The organism is Streptomyces sp. DG2A-72, assembly GCF_030499575.1.
Taxonomy (GTDB): domain Bacteria; phylum Actinomycetota; class Actinomycetes; order Streptomycetales; family Streptomycetaceae; genus Streptomyces.
In genome coordinates this window covers 2,354,682-2,374,954 of record NZ_JASTLC010000001.1, presented here as the reverse complement: position 1 = coordinate 2,374,954, position 20,273 = coordinate 2,354,682, and the positions used below count along the sequence as shown (strand labels likewise).

Sequence of the window (20,273 nt, the reverse complement as noted above, 5' to 3'; positions counted from 1 at the left end):
GACCTCGGCCTGCGCAACTCGAGCGCATAGTCTCAGCGCACGTCGGTGACAGTTTCCGCCTCTTGGTGCGTGTTCGCCGTGGATCAAGGTGCCGGACGATGTGTGGGCGGGGACGAGTCCGGCGCAGGAGGCGAGGTGGGTGGGGAAGCTGGTGCCGTTGCCGACGGTGACCAGCACCAAGGCGGCGGTCCCACCGCGACCCCGGCATCGAGGTAAGGACCTTGGAAAGGGTGTGCCTCCAGCAGTTCGTTGATCTGGGCTTCCAGGGCCCGGCGTTGTCTGTGGACGGCGGCGAGAGAGGGGACCACGACGTCGAGGGTGCCGTTGCCGGGAACGACGACGGTCTGTTCGTCGAGCGCGTCGAACCCCCTGTGCGACTCGCGCCGCCGTTCTCGCCTCAGGTCGGTAGGACGACGAGCTTGCCGGTTGTCTGCCGGGCCTCCATCAGCCGGTGCATTTCGGGTGCCTGATCGAGCTGATAGCGTCCGCCCAACGTGAGCTTCAACCGGCCGTCCTTGACGTACTCAGCGAGCTCCGCAATGGTGCTGTCGACGAAGTCAGGACGCGCGAGGTAGGGGCCGAGATAGAACGATCGCAGCGTGAGGTTGCGAGGGATGAGCTGCAAGAGGTCTACCGTGCGGTCCCCCTCACCTACGGCGCCGTAGACAGTCATCCTGCCCCCCTGGGCCATGACGTCGAGCGATCGGCGGAACATCTCGCCGCCCGCCATCTCCATGACCACGTCGGCACCCTGTTGGTCGGTTGCGGCCCTGAGCTGGTCGGGCCAGGTTGCGTCGGCCGGGTCCAGCGCGTGGCCGCCGTGAGTCCGGATGAAATCCCGCTTATGCGGCGAGCTGGCGAGGCCGAACACCTTCGATGCTCCGTAGATGCGCGCCAGTTGAAGCGCGATCATGCCGACGCCGCCCGAGGCGCCCTGCACGAGGACGGCTTCCCCGGGCTGCACCGGCGTGGCGTCCTTGAGAATCGCTGCCGCCGTCAACCCTTGCACGATCAGCGCTACCCCCGCGATCGGGTCCAGCCCGTCGGGCACCCGAAAGACCGCGTCCTGATCCGCGATGGCGTACTGCGCGTACGCGCCGCCGTTGTGCAGCGCGAAGACGACGTCGCCTGCCCGGTGGCGCGTGACGTCGCGTCCGGTGCTGACGATCTCGCCGGCGAACTCGCCTCCGACCGTGAAGGGGAAGTCGGTGGGTTCGGGATAGTACTGGCCTTGGCGCCGGTGCGCGTCGGCCCAGTTGACCCCTGCGGCCATGACCTTGATCAGAACCTCGGACGGCGCGGGCTCGGGAACCGGAACCTCCTCCACCACCATCACCTCGGGTTCCCCGAACTCATGGATCCGTACTGCTCGCATCGATTTGCGCATTTCGTCCCTCATCGTGTGCCGTCGGTCATGAGCGCCGCAGTCCAGCCTCTAGGAGGAGTGGTCGCAGCCGCTCCTGGTAGACCTGGATTCCTTCGTCGTAGTCGGGGAACGAGATGGCCATCCCGTCGAGTCCGCCGTCGGCCATTCGTTGGATGCCGTCCACGATCTGCTCGGGTGTGCCCACAAGGGGGAGCGCGAACGCGCCGCCCGCCGCGCGCGAGAGCATCTCGCGCTTGAGCTCCTCAGTGAAGTCCACCGTGTGCGTGTTGCCGGAGTTACCAAGCGCTGCGGTGACGAAGGTCTCCGCGGTGGCGGCGTCCACGTGCTCGCGCGTGTAATAGTCAAGCTGCTGCCGGGCTTCCTTCTCGGTGTCGGCGCAGATCACGTAGCCGTGGCCGAACACCTTGACCTCGCGGCCGGCCTCCGCGGCCAGGGCGCGGTTCTGGTCGACCATCTTCGGGATCAGCTCGTAGCTGGGGAAGGCCCGGAAGTTGATGTCTGCGTGACGGGCGGAGAATGCCGCGCCCTCGTCGCTGTTGCCTGCGCACATGATCGTGGGCCAAGGCTGCTGCAGCGGCTTGGGTTCGGAGACGATCCCGGCCCCTTGAAAGTGCTCCCCCTCGTGGTCGAACGGCTCGGGCTCGGTCCACATGCGCTTGAGCAACCCCAGCCACTCCGCGGTGGCGCCGTAACGGTCGGCGTCGGGGTCCAGCTTCATGCCGAACATCTCGAACTCCCGGGGGGAGAACCCGGCCACGACGTTGATGCCGAATCTGCCGCCGCTGATGTGATCCACGGTCGCGGCCATCTTCGCCGCCATCACCGGCGGGTACAGTGGCACGTGAAATGTCGCGAGGATCTGGATTCGGTCAGTCACCGCAGCCAGGCCGGCGGCCCAGGTGAAGTTGTCGAATACGCGCGCCAGTTCCGGTGTGATATGCGGTGTGTTGCACCACTTGGCGATCGGGATAACCGCCTCGAACCCCGCCGCCTCTGCCGCCTTCGTCAGGCGCACCTGCTCGGGCCAGGTCACCTTGACCAACCGTTCCGTGGCCGACGACATCGTCGAGCCCCGCGCTGAGTTGAACATGAACATTGCCAGCTTGAACGGGTTGTCGCTGCTCAGCAATGGCGCGTGGGCACTCGCCACCCGGCGTTCAGTCTCCGCGTCCGCTGTCACGCGCGCTCCATTCCATTTGTCATCGCCCATCCGTCAACACCGCCTGGTGCTCGTCGCTCTAGCGTCTTGGGGAACAGTTGCGCGCGGACATGCGACTGCGCGAGATCTGTTCGCTCCGTCTGGACTCTCCATGACAGACTCCAGAGTCCGGACTCTCGATTAGAGGTTACATCTCTTTCGGTACCCGTCAAGCGACCCTGATGCCTTGAGCTGGCTGTCGTGCCGCAACGCTGAAAGAGCTGAGTCTTTGAGCGTGCTCTTTTGAACTGCCTTACCTGTTACCGCACTTGGCGGGCGCATTGGTTTCGTCGGTCGACGGCTCCGGGCCTGTGGTGGTTGTCCGTGCGCGTAGGCGGTCGCTTGCTCCCGCACCGTGTACGGGATGCGGGACACCGAGCGGGTGGTCTCACAGCCGTTACGTCGGACGGCTCGGCGATGCGTCGCTGGGCGGCCGCCCCGTGCTGATCGAGCTGAGCGTGCGCCGTCTGTACTGCGAGAACGCCGCTTGCGGGAAGGTGACGTTCGCTGAGCAGGGAGGGGGTTTGGCCGTGCGTGATCAGCGGCGTACACCGCTGCTGCAACGTGTGGTCGAAGTGGCGGGGGTGTTGCTGGCGGGCCGGAGCGGGGCCCGGATGCTGCGGGTCCTGAACGTCATGCTGTCGCGGTGCAGTGCCCTGTCGCAGCTGATGCGGATGCCGCTCCCGCCCGTTGGCTCGCGGAGCTTGCCCAGCGCAAGCTCCGCAACAAGATCCCCGATGCTCACCGACCGCGTGCCCTACGAGGAACTCGGCGGGACCTACTTCGCCCGACCCCGAACGCGCCACCCGCCGGGCGATCAACCAGCTCGGCTACACCGTCACCCTCAACCCCGTCGAAACCGCCGACTGACCACCAGCCACAGACAGCCGGCTACCCCACGGCGGTTCGGGTATCCAGTGCTGCCCACGCTAACTCTGACCTGGACCTATTTACGCGTCAGACCCCAGATTCGACGTGTCGAATCTTCTCACTCGCCGACTCCGAACTCCGGAGTCTTGTCTACGACTACGCGAACCGCTATCATCGGCCTGGTGCCTACCAATCGTCGTGAAGCCGCGCAGCCCGCAGTGCCGACTGGTGTCCGAGTGCCGCGGCGTCAGCGGTCTCAGGAGACGTGGGAGCGCTTGTTGAAGGCTGGCGCCGAGCTGCTCGCCGAGCGCGGGTACGAAGGGTTCACGCTGCCGGAGGTGGGCCGCCGAGCGGGCGTGTCGAACGGCGGGATGTACTGGCGAGTGGACAGCAAGGAGACGCTGTTCACGGCTATTCACGAGCAGTTCTTGACGCGTGTCACCGCAGGCATCGACGCCTTCTATGCTCGCGAGGACATCGCGCAGATGGAACTCGACGAGCTCATCGAAGCAGTGGTCCGACACACCGCCGACTCTGTCGACCGTGAGCGCTGCCTGCTGCGGGCCTTCGTCCTCAGAAGCGGCAGCGATCGGGAGACGGCCGCCCGGGCAGCAGTCGTGTCGCGTCACCACGCGGCGTCGCTTCAGGCGCTGCTCGCGCCCCGCTTGCGCGCCGTCGGACACGCGGATTCGGAGGCCGCCGTAGCCTTCGCGTACTCCGTGGTCTTCAACACTTTGATCACTCGAATGACCTGGCCTGAGCAGTACCTACCACCGCATCCCTCCTGGGATGAGCTCGTGACTCGGCTCTCCCATCTGATCCGCGCCGACCTCCTTGGCGACCTGCGAGAGAAGTCAGGCGGCCGACGGCCCTCCGCGCGGCGCGCCCGTGCGACATGACGCGAGGCTCACGGCGTCCGATCGCGTCCACGATGATCGTCATCACCACTGTCGTGGGGAACACCAGGCCGGGTTCACGTACCCGATGCGTCGCCGAGGGAGAGTCGCCGTAGCGCGTCCCGCCTCCGTCCCTGTTGCGATCGCCAGGTCGACCGGCAGCAGTTCGGCCCGCACCCCGAGCTGGTCGTAGGCGTTCCGCAGCGTCAGGCACGCGTTCACGCACACGTTCTCCGGGACACGGCCGTCGACGAGGGAGCACAAGGGCAGCGCCACCGGGTTCGACGTCGAGGAGTACTACTGGACGATGGCCAAGGCGGCCCGCGTCGAGGAGATCCTCGCCGGGCACACTCGGATCATGGACGCCTACGACCCGGAGCGGACCGTCGGGCTGGTCCTGGACGAGTGGGGCACCGGATACGGTGTCGAGTCGGCCACTCACCCCGGCTTCCTGTTCCAGCAGAACACCCTGCGCAAGGCGCTCGTGGCGAGCCTGCACTTCGCCGCCTTCTACCGGCACGCCGACAGCCTAGTGTCATAAGTCAGGAATTCTGTTCAGATATCCTGCGAGGCGTTCAAGGATCTCGTCTGCGGTCTTCGTCCAGACGAAGGGTTTCGGGTCTTCGTTCCAGGACTTGATCCAGGTGCGGATGTCCTTCTCAGTGCCTGGACGTTCTTGTGGACGCCTCGCCGTATCTGCTTCGTCGTCAGCAGCGCGAACCACCGCTCGACCTGGTTGAGCCAGGAGGAGCGGGTGGGGGTGAAGTGCACGTGGAAGTGGGGATGCGCGGCCAGCCACCGCTGGATGGCGGGGGTGTTGTGCGTGGATGCTTTGTCGCAGACCAGGTGCACGTCCAGCCCGTCGGGCACCTCCTTGTCGATCCGGATGAGGAACTTCTTGAACTCCACGGCGCGGTGCCGGCGGTGGATCCGGCCGATCACCTCGCCGGTGGCGGTGTTCAGCGTGGCGAACAGGGTGGTGACGCCGCCGCGCACGTAGTCATGGGTACGGCGCTGGCATGCCCGGCATCATCGGCAGCACCGGCGCCGACCGGTCCAGAGCCTGGATATGCGTCTTCTCGTCGACACAGAGCACCAGCGCATGCTCGGGCGGAGCGAGATACAGCCCGACCACGTCACGAACCTTTTCGATGAACTGCGGATCCTTGGAGAGCTTGAAGGTGTCCACCAGGTGTGGCTTGAGGCCGAAGGTCCGCCAGATCCGCGCGATGGCCGACTGAGACAGGCCCCCTCCTTGGCCATCGACCGCGTCGACCAGTGCGTGGCGTCCTTCGGCGTGCTCTCCAGCGTCCTGACGACCACTTCCTCGACCTGGCCGTCAGTGATCTTCCGAGGCCCGCCCGGGCGCGGTTCGTCGGTCAGGCCCTCCAGCCGGTCCCGCACGAAACGGGCCCGTCACCGGCCCACCGTGTGCGCCTCCACACCCAGCCGGTCCGCAACATCCCTGTTCGAGGCGCCGGTTGCGCACTCCAGCACGATCCGGCACCGCAGAGCCAGCGCCTGCGACGACGTCCGGCGTCTCGCCCAACGCGTCAGCGTCTAACGCTCGTCATCGGTCAGCACGAGCTCGGCCTTCGGCCGTCCCGTCCTCGCCACCCGGCCCATCATGCCGAAGCCACAGAGACTTACGCAGCGAATTCCCGACTCAGGACACTAGTCATGGCCAACATCGCCCAGACCGTCAACGTCGTGCAGACCATGCTGCGCACCGATGGCGAGGCACTCGTCCTGACCCCCAACTACCACGTCTTCGCCATGAACAGGCCCCAACCGAACGATGGTCATGCCCACCCCGAGAGCCACAATCGCCCAGGTCGCCGCAGAGGCCGGCGTGTCTGCCATGACCGTCTCCAATGTCATCAACGACCGCCCCGGAGCGGCGGAGCCGACTCGGCAGCGCATCCTGGACGTCGCGAGACGACTCGGCTACACCCCACCCACCCGCAACGGCAGGCACGGCCGCACCGGCCTCATCGGCGTATTCACCCTGGACCTCACCGGCCAGTACAGCCTCGAAATCGTGCGCGGCATCGCCGAGGAAATCGCCGACGACCAACGCGAACTGCTCCTGAACGCCTCCCTCGACGCCGCCCGCGAACGCGAACGCATCTCCTTGTTTGCCGGCGGCCTTGTCGACGGACTGCTGCTCATCGCCCCGTCCTCTCACCGGCAACGGAACAAGCGATCGAGGCCGGCGATCTGCCGGTCGTGGTCATCGATCCGCGCCGCCTCGACCTGGACCTGCCCAGGGTGACGATCGACAATTACGACGGCGTACGGGCCGGCACCCAGCACGTGATCGAGCTCGGCCACCGGCGTATCGCCTACATCCGCAGCGAGGACGACCACGAGAGCACCGACCTGCGCCACCGCGGCTACACCGACGCCCTGCGCCTGGCTGGCCCGCCACCACGGCGGCGTACACGCGGCGACGCAACTGCTGACCACACAGCACCCCACCGCCATCGTCGCCGGCGCCGACCTGATAGCCCTGGGTGCCCTCGACGCCGCCCGAGCGCTCGGACTGTCCGTGCCGGACGACCGTCGATCGTCGGCTTCGACGACCTGTCGCAGGCCGCCCACAGCACTCCGCCGCTGACCACCGTGCAACAGCACCCGTACGAGATGGGCCGAGCGGGCACCCGAGCCCTGATGTCCCTCATCGCCCGCCAGCCCCTCGCGACTGGGACATCCGCCTGACCGCGAAGCTTGTCCTACGCGCCACGACGGGCCCCCGACTGACGACGCCTGCAGGTCCAGCCGTCCCGTTGAACCTGCCAGCCCAGGCCGTCGGCGCCGACCTCGGATGGCTTGCTGGAGGAGTGCGGGATGGCCTCGGATCTTGGGGTGTGGGGCAGTGCCGTTACGGCCGAGGAGTGTCCAACGGATTCCGGTGAGGACGGTGCGGACAGCGCGGGCGGCTTGCCCGAAGGGCACTCCGGCGATGCTCATGCGGGACCGGCTCGATGTCCTGTTCGAGGACGACGAGTTCGTCGGGCTGTATCACTCCGACGGCAGGCCGGGGCTGTCATCCGGCCGGCTGGCCCTGGTGTCGGTGCTGCAGTTCGCGGAGAACCTGTCCGACCGGGCGGCGGTTGATGCGGTCCGCACCAGGATCGACTGGAAGTATGCCCTCACGGCTTTGAGCTGGACGATCCGGGCTTCGACCACTCGGTGCTGTGCGAGTTCAGGGCCCGGTTGGCCGAACAGGACGGCGCCGCCGACCAGTTGCTGCAGGTGATGCTGAGCGCCTGATGGAGGTCGGCCTGCTCAAGGCCGGGAGGCCGGCAGCGAACCGACGCCACTCATGTGCTGGCCCGGTTCGCACCCTCAGCCGCCTGGAACTGGTCGGGGAGACGCCGCGGGCGGCGCTGGAGGAGTTGGCCGAGGCGGCCCCCGGCCGGCTGGCGCCGCTGATCGAGCCCGAGTGGGCCAAGCAGTACGGACGCCGGGTGGAGATCGGCAAGCTGCCGGGCGGGAAGGCAGCCGTGACCGCCCGGGCCGAGGAGTTCGCCCGGGGCGGCCAGAACGTCCCTACCGCCGCCTGCGCCCCCACCCGGCCTGCGGCTTCTTCCTCGGGTGGAGACCCTGCGCCAGGTCTGGGTCCACCACTACTACTGGGACGTGGACGGATTGCTGCCCTGGCGGGACGGTCACGCCCTGCCGCCCGCCTCGCTGTTCGACTCCCCATATGACACCGATGCACAGCGCTGACCGCTCCGGGCACCGACGGTTGAAACGGGCTGGGAACACGGGTACTCTCACTAGAGAACAGAGTCCGGACTCTGGGTTCTTGGGAACGTGAGCGAGGCTGTCGGCCATTGCGCGCAGCCACCATGAGTCGAGCTGTTGACCATTGGCCCACCGAGACAGGCAGTGGGTGCCCGACCCCTTCCGGAGATCAGTCCGACAGTGCTCTCTTCGATTCCTGGCGCATTCGTTGATTTCCAGGGCCGGATGGGACACGCCGGTAAGGGCCCAACTTCGAGTGACCAACCGCCGATGCCCTTCACTCGCTGCGCCGTCACCACGGGCGCAGCCGGAGGCGAGGCTCAGCGCACAGAAACCGCAGGAGGAGGAAGGTTTGGACACCGTCGATGAGAACTTGCAGCCACATGACAATGGCACAGGTACCCTGATACCGGCCGATCGGGGACTAACCTCGCAGTGGTTGTTGACCAACAATCCTAAGAAGATCCACAGGCTCGAGGGCCACGGAGGTCAGGCCACCGAACCGGTCGTGCTCACGAGCGCCGGACGCGTACACGAGAGCTCCTCGCGCACGAAGGTGGAGCGGATGGGACGCGATCGGGGCGCAGATCGGCCTTGGCCCGAACGGCGCGCACGCATGTCCCCCTGCGGCGGTGTGAGGTGAGCACCGTGCGCAACCTGATCAGCGACGCGGAGTACCGCCGCGTTCTGGGGCATCTCCCGACCGGCGTCACGGTCTTGACCGCATTCCTTCCGGACGGCACGCCCACAGGAATGGCCGCGAACTCAGTGACCTCCGTTTCGCTGAAGCCCCCAATGATCCTGGTCTGTCCGGCCAAGAGCTCCACCACATGGCTCTCGATCCGGGACGCTGGTCGGTTCTGCGTGAACTTCCTCGCCAGCCATCACGCGGAGCTCTGCGCCAGATTCGCACAAAGAGGCACGGAACGGTTCGCCGGCGTCGACTGGCACCCGGGCGCGGCGGGGCCTGCGCTGGACGACGCCATCGGCTGGCTTCAATGTGAGATATTGGCCGAGCACGAGGCTGGCGATCACACCGTAGTGATCGCCGGAGTCACGGATATCGAGGCTTCGCCCCAGGGGAGTCCGCTTGTTTTCTTCAAGGGCAAGTTCGGCACGTTCTCCTGAGCGCGGTGGCGTCAGTGCTCGGAGGGGGGCCGGTGCCCCAGAACCCGGACCGGGACGATGCGTCGGCTGATCTCGAAGGCCCGCCTGGTGGTCGACTCCAAGAACCTCGGCCACTACGTCCGCCTCCCCCTGCAACTCTGCCGCCGACCTCAAGAGCGGAGACATCCTCAGGCAGGAGATGACCAGATCATTCCCCCGTCCGCGGCCGACGGGCACCGCTGCGTCGGCAGTCGGTGACCGTCCTGTTGTCGCGGAGCTCAGCAGCAGCCTGCCGTATGCGTGCTTGTGGCAGCCATCGTCGTCGCAGTCGTGGTGGCTGCCAGCGGGCCGGGAAGATCGGCGAGACGGTGCTAGGTGTGTGGCCCGGAGTGTGGTGGAGCGTCACGGTGGTGCCGCCCAGCGTCAGCTTCCGGCCGTCGGCGATGTCCAGGTCGCGGCTGGGTGCGTTGGCGCGGGCGGTGGAGACGAGGAGGTCCCAGTCGGCCGGGCCATCACGACCCGGGCGCCGTACTGGTCGGCCAGGTACTGGGCGCCGCCGAAGTGGTCACCGTTGCCGTGCGTGACCACAACGTTACCTGATCGTCGACGGGTCGGCCCCCAGGCTGTGCAATCTGGAGACGATGTACTGCTCTGCCACGTCCGGTGTGTTGAGGGCGTCGATGAGGATGATGCCGCGTGGGGTGAGGATCGCTGTGGCAGACACAAAACCGACGCTGAGCACGGCAACGTTGTGGAAGATCCGCAGTGGCGCGGGAGCGGGGGGCCTCGGCGGAGGCGCGCTCGGGAAGCGGCGACGCAGCGCCGACGGTGACCGCTGCGGTGGCGCCGTGCTGCCAGAAGCGGCGGCGCGTCAGGGCTCCGTGCGGGCGGCCTTCGGGCGATGCCGGGCGGGTGTAGTCGGTTTGCGGCTCGTTCACGGGAGAGCTCCTTGATGTGCATGGGGGTGAGGGGTGGCGTGACCGACCGCCCGCCACCGGCATGGGCTGCGTCGCCGGTCCGAGGTTCCTCAGGCGGTCACGACCGCCTGCTCGTCCTTCTCGCCGACTTCGGCGTCACCCAGCGGGCTCACGGGGGCGAAGGCGCCGCCGAGAACGGCTCCGATGGCGACGACAGTGCCGCACCGCTGTACCGGACGGCCGTCGGGTACAGCGGTGCGAACAGGGCGGCCTGGGGCCCGTAGGTGAGTCCCAGGCCGATGCTGTAGAGGACGAGCGCCACCACGACGAGGGCGGTGTTCGCCGTGTTGAGCAGCGCAAAGAACAGGAACATTCAGGCGAGTTGGATGACAAAGCCGGTCCGGTAGACGTGCAGGCGGCCGAACCGGTCGGAGAGCGTCGGCCACCCGCCAAGGTGCTGGCCAGCCAGCCGAGCGCTGCGACCATCACACAGATCAGGATCAGCGTCGGGTCCAAGCCCAGATGGTTCACGGAGTAGCTCTGGACGTAGCCGCCGGTGGTCATGTAGCCGACTGTGTTGTTGGCGGCGAAGAGCAGGGCACCGGCCACGACGAGCGGCCAGTGGTTCTTGAACAGCACGGCGATCCCGGCGCGCGATCGGCTCCTGGTGCTTCAGCTCCTGATAGACGGGGCTTTCCTCGACCTTGCGACGGATGACGAAACCGGCGGCGACGAGGACGACACTGAGCAGAAAGGGGATGCGCCAGCCCCAGTGAAGAACTGGTCGTCCGCGGTGAGGCGGTGACGGCCGCCGGGGCACCGTTGGCCAGCAGCAGGCCGAGCGGTGCGCCGAGCTGGGGGTAGGAGCCGAACCTTCCGCCCTGCGCCGCGGGTGCGTGCTCCACCGAGATCAGCGCGGCGCCGCCCCACTCGCCGCCGGCGGACAGCCCCTGGAGGATCCGCAGGAGGACGAGGATGACCGGGGCGCTCATGCCGATGGAGGCGGACGACGGCACGAGGCCTATCAGGGTGGTGGAGACGCCCATGAGCAGCAGGGTGGCGATCAGCATCGCGCGGCGGCCGAGCCGGTCACCGAGGTGGCCGGCGAGTGCGGCTCCGACCGGCCGGAAGAAGCAGCTCATGCCGATGGCGGCGAAGGAGATGACCAGCGAGTCCTCGCCGAGCCCGTCGAAGAACTGGCTGCTGAACACCAGTCCTGTGCACAAGGCGTAGATGAAGAAGTCGTACCACTCGATGGTGGTGCCCCGCCATGGCGGCGAAGCCGACGGTGCGGTGCTGACTCCGGGTGCCGGATGTCTGAGCGGATGGGGACACGGGGAGTCCGATCGTCGTCGGGTCGTCGTTGGCCCGGGGGACCGGGAGGGTGTCAGACGGCGTGGTCCGGTAGGGGTGTCACCGGTGGGGGTGTCAGACGGTGTAGTCGGGGGCGATGCGGTCGATCCTGCGGCGCAGTGCGTCGAACAGGGTCCGGCCCGCCTCCGTACGGTCGCCCATCTGGAAGGACTCCTTGGTCGAGCGTATCGCCGCCTCCCGGCTCACCGGGGTCAGCGGCTGCCCGGACTGCTGGGCGGCGAGCTGGATCTCGCAGGCCCGTTGGAGAGTCCACAGGGCGGCGAAGGCGGCGGGGACGGTCGGTCCCACCGCCAGCAGGCCGTGGTTGCGCAGGATCATCAGGTCGCGGTCCCCGAGGTCGGCCACCAGCCGTGGCTTCTCCTCCGGGTCGACGGTGATGCCCTCGAAGTCGTGGTAGGCGACCATGTCGTGCAGTTGGGCGGCGTAGAAGTTGTCCGGGTCCAGTCCGCCGCGCAGACAGGCGACTCCGGTGCCGGCGGTGGTGTGGGTGTGCATGATGCAGTGCGCGCTGGGCCGGTTGGCGTGGATCATCGAGTGGATCAGCAACCCCGCCTCGTTGATGGGCCAGTCCGAATCCGACAGGACGTTGCCGTCGAGGTCGATCTTCACGAGGTTCGAGGCGGTCACCTCGTCGTACATCAGGCCGAACGGGTTGATCAGCAGGTGTCCCTCCTCTCCGGGCACCCGGACGGTGATGTGGTTGAAGACCATCTCCACCCACCCGAGGTGGTGGAAGACGCGGTAGCAGGCGGCGAGTTCGAGCCGTGCTTGCCACTCCGCATCACTCGTGTGCGCCGGTTTCGCCGTGCTCGTCGGGGTGTCCAGAACGGTCATGGCCGTGCTCCTTGATTGCTGCGTGGGCATCGCCGGTACCGGGTGAGGGCCTCGGTATGCAGGAGCATGGGGGCGCGACTGCTCAGGAGCCAATGTCGGGATCGACAGTGAGTCTGGCCAGGTGGTGTCCGATGCGACATCAACCGCTGGGTGCTGGTTCTGACGGGCCGGCCAGGGCCGCCAGTTCCAACGTCAGCAGAAGGCGCCGTGCCGGATCGGCGAGCGATACGTCGAAGAGTTGCTCGGCCCGGCGCAGCCGCAGCCGCAACGTGTTCTGGTGAATGTGCAACTCGCCGCTGGCCGCGGCGACATCACCGAAATGCCGCAGATAGGTGAGCAGCGTGGCGCAGTAGTCGGTGGCGTGTTCGGCGTCGTGGGCCCGCAGGAGTTCCGCGATGCCGGTGCGCAGTTCGGCATTCTCGCGTACGGCGCCGACGAGCCGCCGCAGTACCAGCTCCGGCCGCAGGTCCTCGCTGTGGTATGCGCCAGGGCGGGCGCATCGCTCCCGGAGGTGGTCGAGTGCGGCGTCGATGTCGCGGCGCGCCGCGAGTAGGGCGGAAGTCGTCCCGACCGTGGGGGAGTCGACCGCCGTGAACGACCGGTGCAGGCTGTGCCGGACCCGGTCCAGGAGGTGGTTCAGCAGGACACCGGTGGACACGGAGCCGGAACCGGCGGTCGGCAGCAACACGTAGACGCGCTCCCCGAGCAGGGCCGCCGCTGGTTCGTACCCGAGGGAGCGCCCGTCGAGGACGGCCAGGTCCAGCGCCCGAAGCAGAGCGGCGCGGCGTCGAGCCGCGGTGCCGGCTTCCCACGACTCCTCGCCTCCGCGCACGCCCACGGCCTCGGCCAGCCCGATCAGCACGGCGGGAAGGCGGACACCGCCGGGCCGGTCGCCCTGCCCCGACCGGTCCTCCAGCGCGTGACGCAGGGCGCGGTCGCGGCTCTCCTGCTCGGCGTCAACCTGGCGGCGCAGCGCCAGCATGTGCAATGCCGCGACCCGGGCCGCCTCCTGCAGGGTGGGCCCGCAGTCGGAGGCCGCGGCCTCGTCGGGAAACGCGACCCACAGGGAACCAAGTACGTCCTCGCCCGCCCTGATGACCATGGCCGTGCGCGGCAGATCCCCGGCCCGGTGCCGGCGTACGACCGTGTCGCTCACCCAGACCTCTCGGTCCAGGTGGTTGCCGAGCGCGTCCTCGGGTACCCGCCTGCCCAGGATCCCGCGCCGCCGGGTCTCGTCGATGGGCTGGTCGGGCAGGTTCGAGTAGGCGACCACCACCTGCTGTGTGTCCATGATCGCGACAGCGCCGCCGACGATTCCGGCGACCGCGTTGGCCAGGGAGAACAGGTCGCCGCCCGTCGCTCCACCGCCCGGTTCGGCAACCGCCGCGCGTGCGGCCAGGATGGTCGTGACCAGGCGCTGCACATGCGTCCACGGCACCTGCGGATCGACGGCCAGAACGGGGACGCCGCTCTTGGCGACCTGCGCCGACACCTCCGGCGGCGGGGAAGTGGGACACTTGACGGCGAGTGCGCAGGAATGGTCCGCCGCAGTTCGAAGGGCCGTGTCCAACGCGTCACGGTCGGCGACGTCCAGACCGACCCCGAGCAGCAGGTGCCCCGGTGCGGTGGTCCCGAGCGCCTCCGGGCAGTCCAGCAACTCAGCGCCGCCGACGCGCCATTCAGCCGCACCGCCATCGGACAGCAGGCTGATGACACCGCCTCGCAGGGCCTCGACGAGCTGCTCGAGGGGCATCGCGGTCATGCCGACCCTCCGTTCAAGGCGAAGCATCGAGGTGAAGCCTCAAGGTGATGTCGAAAACTACATCACTCAAGCTCCGTGAGTGTAGGCACCGACATTGTTGCGAGCCGCGAGGCGACGCATGCTCGCTGTGAACGGCCACACCGGCCCACGGACACACCCGAAAAGGAGGTGCGACGGCGTTGTCGCATCCGCCCGCATCCCCACCGCACGCCGACCACCTCGGATCACCGTCGTGGGCCCGGGCGCCGTCGGCGCCACCCTCGCCGGGGCGTTCGCCGCGCAGGGCGCCGAGGTCTGTCTGCTCGGACGGCCCGGCCCGCGCCTCGACGCGATCGCCGCACAGGGGCTCCTGCTGCGCGGCCCGGAAACGGGAGTCAACCGGGACACGGGAGGCGCGGTCCGTCACCGCTTCCCCACGGCATACGACGCCGCGCGGCTCACCGTCCCGGACCTGGCTGTCGTCTGCGTCAAGAGCCAGTTCCTGCTTCCGGCCGTCCGCGGTATCCGGACCTGGATCGAGCACGGCACGGACGTGCTGGTCGTGGCCAACGGAGTGGCCTGGTGGCTGCTGTCCACCGTCGAGCGCGCCGGGGAAGACCCCGTGCTGCGATCGGTCGACCCCGACGGGGAACTGCTGCGGCTCCTGCCCGCCGAGCGAGTGATGTCCGGTGTGGCGCACTTCAGCAGCGCTGTCGAGGGGCCGGGCCGGGTGACGCACCTCAGCGGTGACAGGCTGATCATCGGCGACCCGACAGGCGGAATATCCGACCGCGTCCACCGGTGCGCCGCAGCCCTCTCCGTAGGCCCCGTCCGCCCGGAACCCAGCGCGGACATCCGCCGGGAAATCTGGGAAAAGCTGCTGGGCAACGTCAACCTCAACCCCGTCAGCGCACTCACCGGTGCCACCGTCCTCGACATCCTCGACGACCCGGATGTACGGCAGGTCTGCGCCGCCATGTTCGACGAGACAGCGGCCGTCGGCACAGCACTGGGCATCGAGAGCGCCATGACGGCCGACGACCGGCTCGCCATCGCCCGCAAGCTCGGCGCGTTCCGCACCTGCTGCAGGACGCGGCCCGGGGTCGGCCCCTCGAACTCGACGCGATCGTCGGCGCCGTACGCGAACTCGCGCGCCGTACCGGTGTGCCGTCCCCCTCCCTCGACATGGTGCACGGACTGCTCGCCCTGCGCGAGCGGGTCCGCGGCCACGGTGAGTCGTCCGCCAGGTGAAGGAGCCCCGGTGCCACACCCCTTGGGGAAACCTCCATCGAAGATCATCGCTGTCCACCTCAACTTCCGCAGTCGCGCCAAGGAGCGCGGCCGGACCCCCGACCGTCCCTCCTACTTCCTCAAGCCGCCGTCGTCGCTGGCCGGCACCCAGGAAGCGATCGTCCGGCCGCGTGGCTGCCACCTCATGGGCTTCGAGGGCGAGATCGCCCTCGTCATCGGTACGCGGGCCCGACGGGTGCGGCCGGAGGACGGCTGGCGCCACGTGCGCTGGGTGTCCGCCGCCAACGACGCGGGCGTGTACGACCTGCGGTACGCCGACCGCGGCTCCAACCTGCGATCCAAAGGCGCGGACGGGTTCACCCCGATCGGGCCGCGCCTGCTGGACGCCACCGAACTCGACCCCGCCGGACTGCGGTTGAGGACGTGGGTGAACGGCGAGGTGGTCCAGGACGACAGGACCGACACCCTGCTGTTCCCCTTCGGGGAGCTGATCGCGGACCTGTCCAGACTGGTCACCCTGGAACCCGGGGACGTGATCCTCACCGGCACACCGGCCGGGGCCTCGGTGGTCGTGCCCGGGGACGTGGTCGAAGTCGAGGTCGGCGACGGCCGGTTGAGCACCGGTGTGCTGCGCAACCCGATCACCTCCGCCGATCACGACCTGGAGCCGTGGGGCGCGCAGCCCAGGACCGACCGGGCCGAGGAGGAATCGGCCTACGGGGCCGGGTACGTGCCCGAGCCGCTGTTGGACGAAGGCCTTGCCGACGGTCTGCGCTCGGTGGCCGTGGCGACGCTGAGCGCCCAGCTGCGCTCGCGCGGTCTGCCGCACATGTCGATCGACGGCGTGCAACCGGTCAGCGGCACGGCGATGGTGGGCGTGGCCCACACCTTGCGCTATCTGCCGCTGCGCGAGGACCTGTTCAAGCGGTACGGCACCGGCATGAACGCCCAGAAGCGGGCGATCGAGGAACTGCGTCCCGGACACGTCTTGGTCATGGACGCCCGCCGCGACCCGACCGCGGGCACGCTCGGCGACATCCTGGCGCTGCGGGCCGCAAGGCGGGGCGCGGCCGGAGTCGTCACCGACGGGGCCGTCCGCGACAGCGCCGCCATCGTGGAGCTGGGCCTGCCGGTCTACGCGGCAGGCAGACACCCCTCAGTCCTCGGCCGCCGGCACGTCCCCTGGGACACCGGTGTGCCTATCGCCTGCGGCGGGGCCCTGGTGCAGCCCGGGGACCTGATCGTCGGCGACGCCGACGGCGTGATCGTCGTACCGCCTGACCTCGTCGATGAGCTGATCGCCGACTGCCGCGAACAGGAACGGCAGGAGCAATTCATCACCGAGCAGGTCACCGCGGGCGAGAGCGTCGACGGCCTCTATCCGCTGAGTCCGGCCTGGCGGGACGCCTACGAGAACTGGTGCAAGGGAGAAACACAGTGAAGTTCCGCAGCGACCCGTCGGCGATCAGCGGGTCTATCGCCCCCGTCGTCACGCCGTTCACCGCGGACGGTGCCCTCGACCACGACAGCCTGCGCGGCCTGATCCGCTTCCAGCTGGAGTCCGGTTCGCACGGCATCTCGCTCGGCGGCTCGACGGGCGAGCCGAGCGTCACGGAGCGCGTCGCCGCGATGCGCACGGCGGTCGAGGAGATCGGCGACCGGGTACCGTTCCTGCCCGGTACCGGCTCCCACAAACTCCACGAGACGCTTGAACTCACCGCCGCCGCACAGGAATTGGGCGCTGACGCGGCCCTGTCATCACACCGTACTACGCCCGCCCCACGCAGGAGGCCCTCTACCAGTGGTACGCGAGGGTGGCCCGGGAGTTCCCGGACCTTCCGATCGTCGCGTACAACGTGCCTTCGCGTACCGTCGTCGACATCGCACCGGAGACGGTGAAGCGGCTGTTCACCGACTTCGAGAACTTCGTCGGGGTGAAGGAGACCACGAAGGACTTCGAGCACTTCTCCCGCGTGCTGCACGCCTGTGGGCGGTCGCTGCTGGTGTGGTCGGGCATCGAGTTGCTCTGCCTGCCACTGCTGGCACTCGGCGGGGCGGGCTTCGTGAGCGCGGTCGCCAACCTCGCTCCCGGCGCGGTGGCACGGATGTACGAGCTGTGGGAGGCCGACGAGTTCGACGCGGCCCGTGACCTGCACTACCGCCTGCACCCGTTGGTCGACCTGCTGTTCGTCGAGACCAACCCGGCGCCCGCCAAGTGGGTCCTCGCCCAGCAGGGCCGCATCGCCTCGGACTTCGTTCGGCCGCCGTTGACCGGCCCGACCGACACGGGCCTCGCCAAGATCCGCGCACTGCTCTCCGTGGGCGGCGACCTCACCGCACAGATCGGAGCATGACCATGAGCATCGAGAACTTGCCGCCCGTCATCCAGCACTGGATCGGCGGCGAACTGGTCGACAGCGCCGACGGACGGACGTTCCCCGTGGCGGATCCGGTGTCCAACACGCCCTACGCCAAGGCCGCGGCCGGCGGCCCGGCCGACGTCGAACGGGCGGTGGCAGCCGCCGACTCCGCCTTTCCCGCTTGGTGGTACCTGGGCAACCGGGAGCGCGCGAACGTTCTGAACCGCATCGCGGACGCCGTCGAGGCCCGCCACGAGCGGCTGGCGTCCTTCGAGTCGTACGACACGGGACTCCCCATCACCCAGGCGAGGGGCCAGGCCCGCCGGGCGGCGGAGAACTTCCGCTACTTCGCCAACGTCATCGTCGCCCTCGGCGAGGAGGCGTTCCGGCAAGGTGGCGACCAGTTCAGCTACGTCGTACGGAAGCCCGTCGGGGTGGCCGGGCTGATCACGCCCTGGAACACCCCCTTCATGCTGGAGAGCTGGAAGCTGGCCCCGGCTCTGGCCTCCGGCTGCACGCTGGTCCTCAAGCCCGCCGAGTGGACCCCGCTGTCGGCCTCGCTGTGGCCGGAGATCTTCGCCGAGGCAGGAGTGCCCGCCGGGGTGGCCAACATCGTCCACGGCTTGGGGGAGGAGGCCGGTCAGGCGCTGGTCGACCACCCGGACGTACCGCTGATCTCCTTCACCGGCTCCACCGACACGGGCCGCCACATCATCCGCTCCAGTGCCCAGCACCTGAAGACCACCTCGATGGAGCTGGGCGGCAAGTCCCCGGCCATCGTCTTCGCCGACGCCGACCTCGAAGCCGCCCTGGACTCCGTCGTCTTCGGCGTGTTCTCCCTCAACGGCGAACGCTGGACGGCCGGTTCACGGTTCCTGGTGGAACGCCCGGTGTACGAGGAGTTCACCCGCCGCCTGGCCGAGCGGGCGGCGCACGTACGCGTCGGACTCCCCTCCGACCCGGCCACCGAGGTCGGCGCGCTGGTGCACCCCGAACACTACGAACGCGTCCTGGACTACGTCGAGATCGGCAAGAAGGAGGCCCGCCTCGTCGCCGGCGGCACCCGCCCCGACCACCTCCCCGACGGCAACTACCTCCAACCGACCGTCTTCGCCGATGTCGAACGCGACGCCCGTATCTTTCAGGAGGAAATCTTCGGCCCCGTCGTCGCCGTCGGTCCCTTCGACGACGAATCCGAGGCGGTCGAGCTGGCCAACGCCACGCAGTTCGGCCTGGCCGCCTACATCTGGACCTCGAACCTCAAGCGCGGCCACCGCATCGCCCACGCCGTCGATTCCGGCATGGTCTGGATCAACTCCCACAACGTCCGCGACCTGCGCACCCCCTTCGGCGGCGTCAAGGCCTCCGGCGTCGGCCGTGAAGGCGGCGCGCACAGCATCGACTTCTACACCGAGTCGAAGATCGTCCACGTCGCCCTCGGCGACGTCCACACCCCCCGCTTCGGAGCCGCCCGATGACCAACGCACACCCGGACGCCCCCGACGTCATCCGTTCCGCCTACGCCCAGCTCGCCGTCACCGACCTCGCCGCATCCCGCTGGTTCTGGGTCGACATGCTCGGTTTCCACGTCCAGTACGAGGACTCGGGGACCCTCTGCCTGCGCGGCACGGACGAACTCACCCATCACTCCCTCGTGCTGCGCCGAGGAGGCGTGGCCGCCCTCGACCACATCGCCTACCGTGTCCGCACCCCCGAGGACGTCGACAAGGCGGAGAAGTTCTTCACCGGCCTCGGCCGACCGGTGCGGCGTATCCGGAAGGGCGAAGGCACACCCGGTGTCGGCGACGCCGTCCGCGTCATCGACCCGCTCGGCTTCCCCGTCGAGTTCTTCTACGACATCGAGCACGCCGAGCGCCTCATCCAGCGCTACGACCCGCGCCACGGCGCCGAGGCCGCCCGCCTCGACCACTTCAACATCTGCACCCCCGACATCCCCGCCGCCTACGCCCACTACGAGTCGCTCGGCTTCGGCTGCTCGGAGACCATCGAGGGCGACGAGCACGAGCTGTACGCCGCCTGGATGTACCGCAAGCAGACCGTCCACGACGTCGCCTTCACCGGCGGCGCCGGACCCCGCCTGCACCACCTCGGCGTCGCCACCCACGAGTCCCACCAGGTGCTGCGCACCGCCGACATCTTCGGCGCGCTGCACAAGGAGCACCACATCGAACGCGGCCCGGGACGGCACGGCGTCTCCAACGCCTTCTACCTCTACCTGCGCGACCCCGACGGCCACCGCCTGGAGATCTACACCTCCGACTACTACACCGGCGACCCCGACCACGAGACCTACCGCTGGAACGTCCACGACGACCGCCGCCGCGACTTCTGGGGCAACGCGGTCATCGAGTCCTGGTACAAGGAAGCCACCCCCGTCCTCGACCTCGAAGGGAGCCCACAGCCCGTCTCCGACGCCCTGCTCGACGAATCCGCCGTGACCGTGGGAGCCGACGGCCTCGGCTGACCCGCCGACGTACGGGGGCGTTGCGGGGCGATGCAGCAGCGACGCGAGCAGCAACTGCTGCCGCGAGGGGGGGCCTTGGTGTGCCGCGAGCTCCGGGAGA

The 20,273-nt window shown here is 68.6% G+C and carries 20 protein-coding genes and 7 pseudogenes; 16 read left to right on the top strand and 11 right to left on the bottom strand.

Features of this window, described 5'->3' with window-relative positions; translation table 11 throughout:
* Nucleotides 1-27: 27 nt before the first annotated feature.
* The 3 genes and pseudogenes from QQY66_RS11390 to QQY66_RS11380 all read right to left on the bottom strand — a co-directional run.
* A pseudogene (locus QQY66_RS11390) lies at nucleotides 28-443 on the bottom strand (transposase); the annotation flags it as partial.
* Nucleotides 398-1,333: a zinc-binding dehydrogenase gene (locus QQY66_RS11385; RefSeq protein ID WP_301987272.1), complete on the bottom strand. Its 936-nt coding sequence runs from the start codon at nucleotides 1,331-1,333 to the stop codon at nucleotides 398-400. The pseudogene QQY66_RS11390 and the gene QQY66_RS11385, both read right to left, overlap by 46 nt.
* A gap of 79 nt (nucleotides 1,334-1,412) precedes the next feature.
* A complete protein-coding gene (locus QQY66_RS11380) occupies nucleotides 1,413-2,567 on the bottom strand; it encodes an LLM class flavin-dependent oxidoreductase (protein WP_301979054.1) in 1,155 nt (384 codons plus the stop codon).
* Between the two features lie 1,166 nt (nucleotides 2,568-3,733).
* Between QQY66_RS11380 and QQY66_RS11375 the strand changes: the two genes are divergently transcribed.
* A complete protein-coding gene (locus QQY66_RS11375; protein ID WP_301979053.1) occupies nucleotides 3,734-4,354 on the top strand; it encodes a TetR/AcrR family transcriptional regulator in 621 nt (206 codons plus the stop codon).
* A gap of 42 nt (nucleotides 4,355-4,396) precedes the next feature.
* On the opposite strand, the gene QQY66_RS11370 is transcribed toward QQY66_RS11375, so the two are convergent.
* A complete protein-coding gene (locus QQY66_RS11370; RefSeq protein WP_301979052.1) occupies nucleotides 4,397-4,627 on the bottom strand; it encodes a hypothetical protein in 231 nt (76 codons plus the stop codon).
* 31 nt (nucleotides 4,628-4,658) lie between these two features.
* Here QQY66_RS11370 and QQY66_RS11365 point away from each other — a divergent pair, with 31 nt between their 5' ends.
* Nucleotides 4,659-4,892 (top strand): alpha-L-arabinofuranosidase C-terminal domain-containing protein, encoded by a 234-nt coding sequence (locus tag QQY66_RS11365; RefSeq protein ID WP_301979051.1) that lies wholly within the window; start codon nucleotides 4,659-4,661, stop codon nucleotides 4,890-4,892.
* Here the strand turns inward: QQY66_RS11365 and QQY66_RS11360 are convergent.
* Nucleotides 4,887-5,908 (bottom strand): annotated as a pseudogene (locus tag QQY66_RS11360) (IS630 family transposase). The gene QQY66_RS11365 and the pseudogene QQY66_RS11360 overlap by 6 nt on opposite strands.
* 123 nt (nucleotides 5,909-6,031) lie before the next feature.
* Here QQY66_RS11360 and QQY66_RS50330 point away from each other — a divergent pair.
* From QQY66_RS50330 to QQY66_RS11325, 9 genes and pseudogenes are all read left to right on the top strand, one after another.
* A pseudogene (locus tag QQY66_RS50330) lies at nucleotides 6,032-6,121 on the top strand (alpha-L-arabinofuranosidase C-terminal domain-containing protein); the annotation flags it as partial.
* Between the two features lie 91 nt (nucleotides 6,122-6,212).
* Nucleotides 6,213-6,626: a LacI family DNA-binding transcriptional regulator gene (locus tag QQY66_RS11355; protein ID WP_301979050.1), complete on the top strand. Its 414-nt coding sequence runs from the start codon at nucleotides 6,213-6,215 to the stop codon at nucleotides 6,624-6,626.
* A pseudogene (locus tag QQY66_RS50325) lies at nucleotides 6,581-6,971 on the top strand (substrate-binding domain-containing protein). Before QQY66_RS11355 ends, QQY66_RS50325 begins: the two are co-directional and overlap by 46 nt.
* A gap of 5 nt (nucleotides 6,972-6,976) precedes the next feature.
* Nucleotides 6,977-7,072 carry a hypothetical protein gene (locus QQY66_RS11340; protein WP_301987270.1) on the top strand — a complete coding sequence of 32 codons (96 nt, stop codon included), beginning with the start codon at nucleotides 6,977-6,979 and terminating at the stop codon, nucleotides 7,070-7,072.
* Between the two features lie 106 nt (nucleotides 7,073-7,178).
* Nucleotides 7,179-7,496 (top strand): annotated as a pseudogene (locus tag QQY66_RS11335) (transposase); the annotation flags it as partial.
* Between the two features lie 50 nt (nucleotides 7,497-7,546).
* A complete protein-coding gene (locus QQY66_RS50320; protein WP_367667079.1) occupies nucleotides 7,547-7,627 on the top strand; it encodes a hypothetical protein in 81 nt (26 codons plus the stop codon).
* Between the two features lie 324 nt (nucleotides 7,628-7,951).
* Complete coding sequence (locus tag QQY66_RS11330; RefSeq protein ID WP_301979048.1) at nucleotides 7,952-8,086, top strand: hypothetical protein; 135 nt, start codon at nucleotides 7,952-7,954, stop codon at nucleotides 8,084-8,086.
* A 166-nt stretch (nucleotides 8,087-8,252) separates the two neighbouring features.
* Nucleotides 8,253-8,747: a hypothetical protein gene (locus tag QQY66_RS50315; protein ID WP_367666968.1), complete on the top strand. Its 495-nt coding sequence runs from the start codon at nucleotides 8,253-8,255 to the stop codon at nucleotides 8,745-8,747.
* Nucleotides 8,748-8,752: 5 nt separating this feature from the next.
* A complete protein-coding gene (locus tag QQY66_RS11325) occupies nucleotides 8,753-9,232 on the top strand; it encodes a flavin reductase family protein (RefSeq protein ID WP_301979047.1) in 480 nt (159 codons plus the stop codon).
* A gap of 402 nt (nucleotides 9,233-9,634) precedes the next feature.
* Here QQY66_RS11325 and QQY66_RS50310 read toward each other — a convergent pair whose 3' ends face one another.
* The 6 genes from QQY66_RS50310 to QQY66_RS11300 all read right to left on the bottom strand — a co-directional run bounded on the left by QQY66_RS50310 (nucleotide 9,635) and on the right by QQY66_RS11300 (nucleotide 14,098).
* Nucleotides 9,635-9,799, bottom strand: a complete 165-nt coding sequence (locus QQY66_RS50310) for an MBL fold metallo-hydrolase (RefSeq protein ID WP_367666967.1) — start codon at nucleotides 9,797-9,799, stop codon at nucleotides 9,635-9,637.
* A gap of 4 nt (nucleotides 9,800-9,803) precedes the next feature.
* Entirely contained in the window at nucleotides 9,804-9,935 is a 132-nt protein-coding gene (locus QQY66_RS11320; protein WP_301979045.1) for a hypothetical protein, read from the bottom strand.
* 362 nt (nucleotides 9,936-10,297) lie between these two features.
* Nucleotides 10,298-10,501, bottom strand: coding sequence for a hypothetical protein (locus QQY66_RS11315; protein ID WP_301979044.1), 204 nt, complete (start codon nucleotides 10,499-10,501; stop codon nucleotides 10,298-10,300).
* A gap of 187 nt (nucleotides 10,502-10,688) precedes the next feature.
* On the bottom strand, nucleotides 10,689-11,339 hold the full coding sequence (locus tag QQY66_RS11310; RefSeq protein WP_301979042.1) for an MFS transporter: 651 nt from the start codon (nucleotides 11,337-11,339) through the stop codon (nucleotides 10,689-10,691).
* Nucleotides 11,340-11,556: 217 nt separating this feature from the next.
* On the bottom strand, nucleotides 11,557-12,336 hold the full coding sequence (locus QQY66_RS11305; RefSeq protein ID WP_301979041.1) for a class II aldolase/adducin family protein: 780 nt from the start codon (nucleotides 12,334-12,336) through the stop codon (nucleotides 11,557-11,559).
* Between the two features lie 139 nt (nucleotides 12,337-12,475).
* Nucleotides 12,476-14,098: a CdaR family transcriptional regulator gene (locus QQY66_RS11300; RefSeq protein ID WP_301979040.1), complete on the bottom strand. Its 1,623-nt coding sequence runs from the start codon at nucleotides 14,096-14,098 to the stop codon at nucleotides 12,476-12,478.
* A gap of 118 nt (nucleotides 14,099-14,216) precedes the next feature.
* On the opposite strand from QQY66_RS11300, the pseudogene QQY66_RS11295 reads away from it, so the two are divergent.
* The 5 genes and pseudogenes from QQY66_RS11295 to hpaD all read left to right on the top strand — a co-directional run bounded on the left by QQY66_RS11295 (nucleotide 14,217) and on the right by hpaD (nucleotide 20,173).
* Nucleotides 14,217-15,328 (top strand): annotated as a pseudogene (locus QQY66_RS11295) (ketopantoate reductase family protein).
* Entirely contained in the window at nucleotides 15,240-16,769 is a 1,530-nt protein-coding gene (locus QQY66_RS11285; RefSeq protein ID WP_301987268.1) for a fumarylacetoacetate hydrolase family protein, read from the top strand. Before QQY66_RS11295 ends, QQY66_RS11285 begins: the two are co-directional and overlap by 89 nt.
* Nucleotides 16,748-17,682 (top strand): annotated as a pseudogene (gene dapA / locus QQY66_RS11280) (4-hydroxy-tetrahydrodipicolinate synthase). The gene QQY66_RS11285 and the pseudogene dapA overlap by 22 nt, the downstream one beginning before the upstream one ends.
* A gap of 2 nt (nucleotides 17,683-17,684) precedes the next feature.
* Nucleotides 17,685-19,166, top strand: a complete 1,482-nt coding sequence (gene hpaE / locus QQY66_RS11275) for a 5-carboxymethyl-2-hydroxymuconate semialdehyde dehydrogenase (protein WP_301979039.1) — start codon at nucleotides 17,685-17,687, stop codon at nucleotides 19,164-19,166.
* Nucleotides 19,163-20,173 carry a 3,4-dihydroxyphenylacetate 2,3-dioxygenase gene (hpaD, locus tag QQY66_RS11270; protein WP_301979037.1) on the top strand — a complete coding sequence of 337 codons (1,011 nt, stop codon included), beginning with the start codon at nucleotides 19,163-19,165 and terminating at the stop codon, nucleotides 20,171-20,173. The genes hpaE and hpaD overlap by 4 nt, the downstream gene beginning before the upstream one ends.
* The last annotated feature ends 100 nt before the right edge of the window (nucleotides 20,174-20,273 follow it).

Excerpts from the sequence above, each read along its gene's own strand:
- QQY66_RS11385 (WP_301987272.1), bottom strand. The coding sequence starts at position 1,333 with ATGGTGGTGGAGGAGGTTCCGGTTCCCGAGCCCGCGCCGTCCGAGGTT.
- QQY66_RS11365 (WP_301979051.1), top strand. The coding sequence starts at position 4,659 with ATGGCCAAGGCGGCCCGCGTCGAGGAGATCCTCGCCGGGCACACTCGG.
- QQY66_RS11355 (WP_301979050.1), top strand. The coding sequence starts at position 6,213 with ATGACCGTCTCCAATGTCATCAACGACCGCCCCGGAGCGGCGGAGCCG.
- QQY66_RS11315 (WP_301979044.1), bottom strand. The coding sequence starts at position 10,501 with ATGTTCCTGTTCTTTGCGCTGCTCAACACGGCGAACACCGCCCTCGTC.
- QQY66_RS11305 (WP_301979041.1), bottom strand. The coding sequence starts at position 12,336 with ATGACCGTTCTGGACACCCCGACGAGCACGGCGAAACCGGCGCACACG.
- QQY66_RS11300 (WP_301979040.1), bottom strand. The coding sequence starts at position 14,098 with ATGACCGCGATGCCCCTCGAGCAGCTCGTCGAGGCCCTGCGAGGCGGT.
- hpaE (WP_301979039.1), top strand. The coding sequence starts at position 17,685 with ATGAGCATCGAGAACTTGCCGCCCGTCATCCAGCACTGGATCGGCGGC.
- hpaD (WP_301979037.1), top strand. The coding sequence starts at position 19,163 with ATGACCAACGCACACCCGGACGCCCCCGACGTCATCCGTTCCGCCTAC.